We start from the raw sequence: 10855 nt of genomic DNA on the forward strand, positions 1-10855 counted from the left end.
CCAACACTCCCCATCCCTATATTTTTGACACTTTTATACAATTCTAGGGGAATTAGTAATAACCTTTATTTGATTTTTTAGAAAATTTCGACAGAATATTCAAAAAATAGCAGCGTCCTCTTTAGACGCTACCATTGGAATACACTTATTGTTTTTTCATTTCAATTACTAAATAATGGGCTGTTTCCGCCGCTTGAATACGAATATCTTCTTCAATTACTTCTGCTGCATCTCTCATTACTAACGTTTCACCATTCACAACGCCGCTTCCCTCAATTTGAACTAAATAAGCTTGACGCCCTTCACCAACTGAAAATGTACTCTCTTTTCCTTCTTCTAAAGCAAGCGAGTACAAGTTTGCATCTTGATGAATTTCAATCGGTGCACCTCCATCAATTGGCGAAACCATGTGGAACCATGTATTCTCACGTTTATTCCAATCAAATTTAAATTCACCGTAATTTGGTGTATGACCAGTACGGTCTGGTAAAATCCAAATTTGCAGAAGACGCAATGTTTCATCGCCTAAGTTATGCTCACTATGGAAGACGCCTGTTCCAGCACTCATATACTGCACATGTCCACGCTCAATTGTTCCGCGGTTTCCCATACTATCTTGGTGTGTTAATGCTCCGTCCACTACGTAAGAAATAATCTCCATATCACGGTGCGGATGCATCTCGAATCCTGTTTGTGCTGCTACCAAATCATCATTAATAACACGAAGTGCACCGAATCTCATATTATTTGGATTATAATAATCTGCAAATGAAAAATGAAAATGTGTATTTAACCAACCGTGATTTGCTCTTCCCATTTGTTTATGATCAACTTTTTTAAACATATTTTTCACCTCATATTATCTCGAATTCGAGATAATTATTTAAAATTTTTTTGAACTGTACTTAAAAAATTGTGCTGCTTACAAGCGGAACTACTACTGTATGCTCCCCTGTCTGATTCGTACTAATTCATTAAATTGTGTTGCTTAGCTTTGTAACTACAGTTTAGAACTATACTTAATAATTGTCAATTACTTTATTTTTGTAAGTTAAAAACTAAAACATAGTGCGCACTATGTTTTAGTTCGCATACCTTCTTCTATATTCTCTCAGCTTTCTCTTCGCAAACACCCTTGCATCTTTTTCAATCCACCGCTTTTCATACATTTCATCTCCAACGTACAATAACTTATGTTCGTGCTGCATGTCGTGCCGAAACTCATGCAACAATGTTTCTAGTACGCCCTCATACTTCTCCCACATACAAACAAAAATGAGCCGCTTTTCTTTATGGTAAAATCCGCTCAAAGGAAATAAAAATTCTTCTTCCTCTTCTCCTAATCGTATTAACACATCATTCGTTTCGCACGTATCACAAAAAATAACAGGTACCTCACGTCGTTCAATTAATGAGAAAACATCCCTCTTTACTTGATTTACATCCCATGGAAAATCATCATCAAGTACATACCAGTTCCCAGCTTGTTGATATATCCTTTCAAATGGGAGTTGCATTTTCATTCTCCTTTCTCTTTACTCTCTGTTACTTATATGTCACATTGGCTCTTATTTTAAACATACATGTGTGTCACAAAATATTTAAAATTATATATGCAAAAAGGGTTGATTTCATACCCGTCATTAGATTATAATGATTATAAATTAACAAACAGTATAAAATAATAATTTAAAGGGGATTGATCATATGAACACGCAAGTAATTGAAGCATTAAACAAACAAGTAGCAAACTGGAACGTTTTATTCACAAAATTACACAATTTCCATTGGTACGTTACAGGACCTCAATTCTTTACACTTCATGAGAAATTCGAACAATTTTATACAGAAGCAGCTACGAACATCGATGAAATTGCAGAGCGTATTTTAGCAGTTGGTGGCAAACCAGTAGCAACAATGAAAGAATATTTAACATTATCTTCTATTCAAGAAGCAGCTTACGGAGAAACTGCAGAAGGGATGGTCGAAGCAATTATGAAAGACTACGAAATGATGCTCGGCGAACTGAAAAAAGGCATGGAAATCGCACAAAATACAGACGACGAAATGACATCTGACCTACTACTTGGCATCTACACAGAACTTGAAAAACACACATGGATGTTACGTGCATTCTTGAATCAATAAGAAAAGCAGAAGCGGCTCGTCCAGAATGTGAGGGGGATGGAGTTTCTGACGTAGAGGTGCTTTTTACCTCGCAGGAAGAAGCGAAGCCACCGAACATTCTAGCCGCTGGAGCTGGACAATAGAAAAGCAGAAGCGGTCGCCGATATATCGGCGACTTTTATGATATATCGGCGCTTCGACACAATATAAAGACCCTCCGACGATATTCGACAAACAACACATATCAAAAAACCGAGTGGGACACCCCCCACTCGGTTTTTATCATGTTAACTGCTTCCACTTATTCCCCATAACTGGTCTTTTGTAGCCTTTCATTTGCACAAACAATTCATCAGCTGTTTGTGCTGAAACAAGCAATTCTTTATTTGATGGATTCATAAACCCTTCTTCTGCTGCACGGTCCACCATTTGTAATAATGGTGTGTAGAATTCTGCAATGTTCAGCAAGCCAACGGGCTTTTCATGAATCCCGATTTGTGACCAACATACAACTTCGAACAGCTCTTCAAATGTTCCATATCCACCTGGCAATGCAATAAATGCATCAGCAAGTTCACTCATTTTCGCTTTTCTTTCATGCATTGTTTCTACTTCAATTAGTTCTGTTAAACCGCGGTGAACAATTTCTCCTCTAAATAATCCACGCGGCATGACACCTGTTACGCGGCCGCCTAGCTCTAATACTTGATTCGCTACTTCTCCCATTAATCCAACGCAAGAACCGCCGTATACAAGCTCTATATTATTCTGAACTAGTATTTTTCCAAGCTGACGAGCTTCTGTTTGAAACTCTGGACGCTCCCCAACATTTGATCCTGCAAACACACAAATTCGTTTCATTCTGCCACCCCAAAGCCATATATTGTTATGCTACAATGTAATCATACTACATATTGAAAGGATGAGGGAAGGATGAACACGAATGAATTTCAAAGTTGGGTGGAACAATTTTATCATGAACGCGGCTGGTCCCAATATAATTCTTTTATTCGCGTTAATTTTTTAGCAGAAGAAGTTGGCGAAGTTTCTCGCGTTGTACGCGCTATCGAAATCGGCCGCGATCGCCCAGATGAAACGACGAAGACCCAAGAAGAATTAACAATCGAATTAAAAGAAGAACTTGGTGATGTACTCGGAAACCTTATTATTTTAGCGCAAAAATATAACCTAGATTTGCAAGATATTATGGAAACACATGTGAAAAAACTTTCTAAACGATTCGAATAATAAATGAGAATTATTTTCAACTATGATATGATTATATTGTAATAATATGAAAGGGGTCTTTTAATGTTATCTCCAAAATTACGTGAAGCACTAAATGATCAAATGAACTTTGAATTTTACTCGGCCCATGTGTATATGGCAATGGCAGCATATTGTACATCAGAGAGCTATGATGGATTTGCGAACTTCTTTCTTGTACAAGCAGAGGAAGAGCGTTTCCATGCTATGAAGTTGTACAATTATATTAACGATCGCGGCGAGCGTGCGATCATCACTGGATTCGATCATCCAAATAACGAATACGAATCGATTTTATCTGCTTTTGAAATCGCCCTTGAGCACGAGCGCGAGGTTACAAAACGTATTTATAACTTATCTGATATTGCATGGGATGAGCGCGAACACGCTACCATCACCTTCTTAAAATGGTTCGTTGATGAGCAAGTAGAAGAAGAAGCGTCCTTCGATAGCATCATTCAAAAATTAAAGCGTATTACAAGTGATTCAAACGCATTGTTTATGTTAGATGCCGAATTAGAAAAACGTACATTTACTCCGCCTGCTGAGTAAACAAAAAAGCAATGAGCCCGCTGCTCATTGCTTTTTTTGTTTTATCCCGCTATTCGTGGGCAGTAAGACCCCCACCTCAAGATTGAGAGAAAATCGGAGAAGATAGGCGGGGGATAACTGCCCGTAAAAGCCCGATTAGCGAGGGCTAATAATCAGTAGCCCCCCACTGATTAAAGTTTCACTTTATAGCATAACCCCGACGATAATCGCTGATAAAGCACTTACTAATGTTGCACCTTATACAAGTTTTAATCCGAAAGAAGATACATTTTTAAAAGAAAAAATGTACAAAAAAAGCATAAATCGACCGCTTTCGTCAATTTATGCTTCTTACATTGTAAAGTTGGAATAAAACAACAGGTATAATGCCCTGTAAGTTCGTAGATTATAGTCATTAAAATCGAATGCTTAATCATCATTTTTATGTTAACATAGGTGTATTGTAGTATATAATATACTCAGTTGGTAGACACAGTTTTTTACTGGACAAGTCCATAAGCTAGAGGAAGCAACTAGCCTTTTAAAATTTACTATTTCAGATTCGGTGATTACTTATAGTTCATTCGAATGTTCCAACGAATTGAAAAGACATATTGACGGGCAATAGTAGCTTTAAGAGCATCTTGCTCTAAATCTTTGTGTAAAGTTTTACAAATTTCCTCGAGTTGTTACGGACGAAGAAATCTTACCTGTAATGGGAAATCTTCTTTCATTCCCAAAAATTTAAGAAGTATTGCTATCGTAAAGGAGAATTGGAGATGCCAGAAACAATCACTCAAACAAAGCCTGAACAAGAATCATTACAAATTTCTGCTAACCTAGGACAGCTTGATGTACTTGATCAGCTATTAAAGCCTGAAGTTCAAGAGTCTTTAACTACATTAGTAGAACAACTTCCAAAATTAACTGAGCTCGTTAACATTTTAACAAAGTCTTATGATTTCGCTCAAGCAGTCGCTACTGATGAAGTATTAAAAAATGATACTGTTGGAGCAATCCAAGAACTTGCAGAACCTGTAAAAGATACAGTGAAAACCATTGCTGCAACTGCTATCGAAGCGAAAGATCGCGCTGAAGAAAGCAACGAAGTTATTGGTCTTTTTGGCCTTTTAAAAATGCTAAAAGATCCGCAAGCACAAAAAATGTTTCGTTTTGTAAACGCTTATCTTCAAATTACTGCGGAACGCAATCATAAATAATTCTTTCTTACACAACAATTAGTAAAGACGGGGGATATCATACTATGTCAAAACAAATTGTCATCTTAGGTGCTGGTTATGGCGGACTTCTTGCAGCTTTAAATGTACGTAAACATTACAGCAAATCAGAAGCACAAGTTACAGTTATCAACCAATATCCAACACATCAAATTATTACGGAACTACACCGCCTTGCAGCAGGAAATGTTTCTGAACAGGCAATTGCTATGCCATTAGAAAAACTTTTCAAAGGCAAAGATATCGATCTTAAAATCGGAACAGTTGAGTCATTCTCAGTAGACAAAAAAGAAGTAAAATTAGCTGACGGCAATACTTTATCTTACGATGCTCTTGTAGTTGCTTTAGGAAGTAAAACAGCTTACTTTGGCATCCCAGGATTAGAAGAAAACAGCATGGTATTAAAATCTGCAGACGATGCAAACAAAATCTTCAAACATGTTGAAGAACGCCTTCAAGAATACGCAAAAACAAAAAATGAAGCTGACGCAACAATCGTAATCGGCGGCGGCGGATTAACTGGCGTTGAGCTAGTTGGTGAACTTGCTGATATTATGCCAAAGCTTGCAAAAAGCCACGGCGTAAATCCGAAAGAAATCAAGTTATTGCTTGTTGAAGCAGGTCCAAAAATCCTTCCAGTATTACCGGATGATTTAATTGAACGTGCAACTACTAGCTTAGAAGCACGCGGCGTTCAATTCTTAACAGGCCTTCCTGTAACAAACGTTGAAGGCAATACAATTGATTTAAAAGATGGTCAAAAAATCGTTGCAAATACGTTCGTTTGGACAGGCGGCGTTCAAGGTAACCCTCTAGTAGGTGAATCAGGTCTTGAAGTGAACCGCGGCCGTGCAACTGTTAACGAATACCTTCAATCTACTTCTCATAAAGACGTATTCGTTGCAGGTGACAGTGCAGTTGTCTTCGGTTCAGAAGGCCGTCCATATCCGCCAACAGCACAAATCGCTTGGCAAATGGGCGAACTAATTGGCTACAATCTATATGCACATCTAGAAGGAAAAGCATTCGAAGAGTTTGCACCAGTAAACTCTGGAACACTTGCAAGTTTAGGCCGTAAAGATGCAGTTGCTATCATCGGAGCAAGTTCAACTCCACTTAAAGGCTTACCAGCATCTCTAATGAAAGAAGCAAGTAACGTTCGTTACTTATCACACATTAAAGGTCTATTCAGCTTAGCTTATTAATCTGACTGATAGCCCGAATCATGTTTATCTATGATTCGGGTTTTTATTTGATCAAAATTCTCTACATAACTTATTCTACAAGAAATTGATATACACCTTTCGAATTTTCTAAATATACCGTCTACTTCGTTACAATTTTGTGTATTGTAAATAATCCATGTACTCCTCTTGTAAAGAGAAGTTCGCCATGCCTAGGCGGGCACAAAGGTAGTAGAGTAGAGAACTGAAACAGATTTCTTTAGAGATGGCTTTGCCATCTCTTTTCTGTTCTAGCTTCCCCTCATCAAACCATCCTCCTTACCCCGAGGGATTCTTCGATGTTGCATTTCCAAGTTCTTCCCCTATTCCATGGTCTTCACCTATTAACTCCAGGCTCGACTTTCTCCTATTGCTAGAGGGCTCTTGACGAGGCAGCAAGGTTCACTTTATGTTACGGTCTGCTAATTCGCTCGCACTTCTAGTAGGAAATTACTTTGCCACAGGGCCTCAACCTTAGAATTTCTCCCCCGATTGTCTGTCAGCTACTAGGCGACTTGCTCTTACCTAGACTGGACTTTCACCAGTGAGCAGCGCCCAGCTTAGCTGGGCGCGCAACAAAAAAAGCAATGAGCCCGCTGCTCATTGCTTTTCCTATTTTATCTTATAACATAACCCCAACGATAATCGCTGATAAGACACTTACTAATGTTGCACCGTATACAAGTTTTAATCCGAAAGAAGATACAACATTTGCTTGCTTTTCATCGATACTCTTCGTTGCACCTGCGATAATTCCGATAGATGAGAAGTTCGCAAATGATACAAGGAATACAGATAAGATACCAACTGTACGAGGTGCTAAACCGCTCGCTGCTTTTCCTAAATCAAGCATCGCAACGAATTCGTTTGTTACTAATTTTGTTGCCATAATTTGTCCAGCTGTTACCATCTCAGATGCTGGAATACCCATGATGAACGCTAATGGTGAGAACACATATCCTAAGATTGTTTGGAATGTAATACCGAAAACCGAATCAAATAGACCGTTAATTGCTGCCATCAATGCAATGAATCCGATTAACATTGCCGCTACTGTAACTGCAATTGAAAATCCTAACATAATGTACTCGCCTAGCATTTCGAAGAACGTTTGGTGCTTGTCCTCTTGTAACTCTAAAATATCTTCCTCTTCACTCACATCGTAAGGATTTAAAATGTGAATGATAATAAATCCACTAAATAAGTTTAAAACAAGTGCTGTTACAACAAATTTAGGATCAATCATTTTCATGTAAGAACCAACGATTGACATGGAAACTGTCGACATAGAAGATGCACAGAGTGTATATAAACGATTTTTTGGTAACTTACTTAGTTGATCTTTTACTGTAATGAAAACTTCACCTTGGCCAACAATTGCCGCTGCTACTGCATTATAAGATTCTAATCTTCCTAAACCATTTACTTTACTTAATAAGAATCCAATTGCTTTAATAATGACTGGTAAAATTCTAAGATGTTGCAGAATTCCAATTAACACCGCTAAGAAAATAATTGGAAGTAATACAGAAAGGAAGAATGTGAATTCTCCTTTATTTACCATTCCGCCGAATACAAAGTTAATTCCAGCGTCCGCAAATTTTAAAATTGTACTAAATCCATCAGAAATCCCTTTAACTAAATAGTATCCAATCTGTGTATTTAGTAAGAAATATGCTAATCCTAATTGAATAACAAGCATAATAGCAATTGGCTTATATTTAATCTTTTTCCGATCGCTACTTACAAGAAACGCTAGTATAAATACCGCAATTAATCCGACAAGAAACATGACAAATTTCATATTTGAATCCTCCATTTTGTAGTCTGATCTACCATGATGTACCAGTCGTCTAACGATAGACGTCTGACAATTTAGATTAAAAAAATAATTCCTTCAAAAGCAAATTACCGCCTACACTAGTAAGCGTTTGCATTAAACAAAATTCTATACTGAATAGTTATTGTGGAATATGAGAATGATATCATTTTGTTTCATCCATAAATCGATTGTAAGCGTTATCTTAGCAAAAAGCAATACATTTCTTCAAGGGAAAAATAGACAAAAAAAGGAACATAGAGTCCCGCCTCTATGCTCCTTCGCGTTACTAACCTATTTGTTTTTCTTTTTCAATCACTGGATCTTCCCAGCATTCTGCATTTTTTAATCCCGGAATAGAACTTGCATGGAATACAGGATCTTTCCCTTCTTTCTTCTGCTTCACATAGTCTTTAAGTGCAGCAAATGCAAATTTACCAAGAAGCGCAATCGCAATTAAGTTTGTGATTACCATGAAGCCCATGAATAAATCAGCCATATCCCAAACAATTTGGACAGCTGCAACAGAACCGAACATAACCATTCCAACTACGGCAAAACGATATACCGTTAGTCCAAGCTTGCTCCTTTTAATAAATTCAATGTTCGTTTCACCATAGTAATAGTTTCCTAGTAAGGAACTAAACGCAAATAAGAAAATAATAATTGCTAAGAAACCACTTGCCCATGATCCAATTTGTGAACTTAATGCAACTTGTGTTAATTCAATACCTGTTAAACCTGGCGTTTTGTAAGCACCAGAACATAGTACGATAAATGCTGTAGATGTACATACTAAGAACGTATCAACTAATACACCAATCGTTTGAATGTATCCTTGCTTTGCAGGGTGAGTTACGTTCGCTGTTGCCGCTGCGTTCGGCGCACTACCCATACCTGCTTCGTTCGCAAATAAACCGCGCTTAATACCCATCATAATTGCAGCACCAACGCCGCCGCCCACTGCTTCTTTCAAACCAAATGCACTCATGAAAATTTCTGAAAATACATCTGGAAGCAAGGTAATGTTTTTAATTACAACAAACACCGCAATTCCAATATATACAATTGCCATTGGCGGTACAATCAGTTCTGACATACGTGCAATACTCTTAACACCACCGAAAATAATAACCGCAACTAAAAGAGAAAGTACAATTCCAACTACATAACGCTCAAGACCGAATGCATTCTCAAATGCAAGCGTCACTGTATTTGCCTGTACAGAATTGAAAATTAGCCCATAACTAATTGTAATTAGGATTGAGAATAAAACTCCCATCCAACGTTTATTTAAACCTTTTTCCATATAATAAGCTGGACCACCGCGGAACCCGCTACCATCTTTAATTTTAAAAATTTGCGCTAATGTGCTCTCTACAAAACTTGAAGATGCTCCAATAATCGCAATTAACCACATCCAAAATACCGCACCTGGACCTCCCATAGAAATCGCTAGTGCTACCCCTGCTAAGTTCCCGATCCCGATGCGGGCTGCAGAACTCATACAAAAAGCTTGAAAAGAAGAAACGCTACCTTTTTTACGCGTTTTTCCTGTCAATCCATCCGTCATTAAACGGATCATTTCCCCTAGGTGACGAATTTGAACAAACTTAAGTTTAAAAGAAAAATAAAGGCCTAAGCCAATTAACATCGCAATAATTACATAAGTCCATAGAATATTATTCGTTGCTCCAACGAATTTTTCTAAAATGCTAATCATGTTGTCCCTCCCTTTTTTTCTTACACAAATTCAATTATAATTTAAATTCAATCGAAAATCAACAATTTTCGACAAAATAACAACTCCATATCACATTACCTCTCACATGCTCTGTTTTTCTTTAAAATACTACAGAATGCAAACGCTTACAAAAATAAAACGTGTGTCACATTTTCTAACACGGAAATATAATCCATCAAAAAAGCACAATTCCTCCTAACCGAATTGTGCTTTTTGACATGAATTTATATAAGTTGCTGCTATGCAGAACAAAATACGACCTGTGAGTCTTCTCTCTATAAATCGTTTAACAGTCTAATATTATATTTTAGAGTCTACAATAAAATATTAGACTGTTAAAAAATATAAAAACCCCATCATTTTCATTTAAATAATATTAGCTACAATCTCTCGCGCGCGATTGTCCACTACTTCATAATAAATTTCTAACCCTTTTCGAGTGCCCGAAACAACTTTCGCAGCTTTTAATTTCGCTAAATGCTGACTAACTGTACTTTGAGGCATTCCCAATTTTTCATACATTGTTGTCACATTCGTAGGACCTTTTGTAATCAACGTTTCAACTAAATTTAAACGCACAGGATGTGCCAATACTTTTAATACCTCAGCAATATCTTCATAGTTTTCTATTGTTTTAATCATATTTTATTTCTCCTTTATATACATATATATATATTTCGAATACGACGATTCATTATATTATTCGAAGGGATTTATCATTTTATGTCCGTCGTTTGAAAAGTTTTTAAAAAAATTTTAGAAATAAAATTAACGTAACTACTCAGCTATACCTTTTAGAAATTTAGAAAAGGGTATAATTCTAGTGAAGATGTGTCTCTCTATTATTTATAAATTCATTTTTTGGCATATAAACTGCTGTCATGCAAACATGGCAGGGGCCTGCACG

The 10855-nt window shown here is 37.1% G+C and carries 11 protein-coding genes; 5 read left to right on the top strand and 6 right to left on the bottom strand.

The features are described 5' to 3' along the window. Nucleotides 1-145: 145 nt before the first annotated feature. Both V7024_RS12820 and V7024_RS12825 read right to left on the bottom strand, forming a co-directional pair. Entirely contained in the window at nucleotides 146-844 is a 699-nt protein-coding gene (locus V7024_RS12820; RefSeq protein WP_335520486.1) for a pirin family protein, read from the bottom strand. 238 nt (nucleotides 845-1082) lie between these two features. After that, the gene (locus V7024_RS12825; protein ID WP_335520515.1) at nucleotides 1083-1517 is read right to left on the bottom strand and encodes a DUF3920 family protein; all 435 of its coding nucleotides are present in this window, start codon (nucleotides 1515-1517) and stop codon (nucleotides 1083-1085) included. Between the two features lie 190 nt (nucleotides 1518-1707). On the opposite strand from V7024_RS12825, the gene V7024_RS12830 reads away from it, so the two are divergent. Continuing rightward, nucleotides 1708-2148 carry a Dps family protein gene (locus V7024_RS12830; protein WP_335520489.1) on the top strand — a complete coding sequence of 147 codons (441 nt, stop codon included), beginning with the start codon at nucleotides 1708-1710 and terminating at the stop codon, nucleotides 2146-2148. A 261-nt stretch (nucleotides 2149-2409) separates the two neighbouring features. Here V7024_RS12830 and V7024_RS12835 read toward each other — a convergent pair whose 3' ends face one another. Then, entirely contained in the window at nucleotides 2410-2988 is a 579-nt protein-coding gene (locus V7024_RS12835) for a TIGR00730 family Rossman fold protein (RefSeq protein ID WP_335520492.1), read from the bottom strand. 72 nt (nucleotides 2989-3060) lie between these two features. Here V7024_RS12835 and V7024_RS12840 point away from each other — a divergent pair, with 72 nt between their 5' ends. The 4 genes from V7024_RS12840 to V7024_RS12855 all read left to right on the top strand — a co-directional run bounded on the left by V7024_RS12840 (nucleotide 3061) and on the right by V7024_RS12855 (nucleotide 6367). Continuing rightward, nucleotides 3061-3375, top strand: a complete 315-nt coding sequence (locus V7024_RS12840; RefSeq protein ID WP_335520496.1) for a MazG-like family protein — start codon at nucleotides 3061-3063, stop codon at nucleotides 3373-3375. Between the two features lie 63 nt (nucleotides 3376-3438). Then, nucleotides 3439-3945: a ferritin gene (locus V7024_RS12845; RefSeq protein ID WP_020062878.1), complete on the top strand. Its 507-nt coding sequence runs from the start codon at nucleotides 3439-3441 to the stop codon at nucleotides 3943-3945. A gap of 758 nt (nucleotides 3946-4703) precedes the next feature. Then, on the top strand, nucleotides 4704-5144 hold the full coding sequence (locus V7024_RS12850) for a DUF1641 domain-containing protein (protein WP_020062876.1): 441 nt from the start codon (nucleotides 4704-4706) through the stop codon (nucleotides 5142-5144). Nucleotides 5145-5188: 44 nt separating this feature from the next. Further along, a complete protein-coding gene (locus V7024_RS12855; protein ID WP_335520504.1) occupies nucleotides 5189-6367 on the top strand; it encodes an NAD(P)/FAD-dependent oxidoreductase in 1179 nt (392 codons plus the stop codon). Nucleotides 6368-7007: 640 nt separating this feature from the next. Here V7024_RS12855 and V7024_RS12860 read toward each other — a convergent pair. The 3 genes from V7024_RS12860 to V7024_RS12870 all read right to left on the bottom strand — a co-directional run bounded on the left by V7024_RS12860 (nucleotide 7008) and on the right by V7024_RS12870 (nucleotide 10590). Continuing rightward, nucleotides 7008-8189 (bottom strand): NupC/NupG family nucleoside CNT transporter, encoded by a 1182-nt coding sequence (locus V7024_RS12860; protein ID WP_335520507.1) that lies wholly within the window; start codon nucleotides 8187-8189, stop codon nucleotides 7008-7010. 304 nt (nucleotides 8190-8493) lie between these two features. Further along, complete coding sequence (locus V7024_RS12865) at nucleotides 8494-9924, bottom strand: alanine/glycine:cation symporter family protein (RefSeq protein WP_335520517.1); 1431 nt, start codon at nucleotides 9922-9924, stop codon at nucleotides 8494-8496. Between the two features lie 390 nt (nucleotides 9925-10314). Next, nucleotides 10315-10590 (bottom strand): ArsR/SmtB family transcription factor, encoded by a 276-nt coding sequence (locus tag V7024_RS12870; protein ID WP_335520512.1) that lies wholly within the window; start codon nucleotides 10588-10590, stop codon nucleotides 10315-10317. Nucleotides 10591-10855 lie beyond the last annotated feature (265 nt).

The organism is Bacillus sp. JJ864 (genome assembly GCF_036963045.1).
Classification (GTDB): Bacteria; Bacillota; Bacilli; order Bacillales; family Bacillaceae_G; genus Bacillus_A; species Bacillus_A pseudomycoides_C.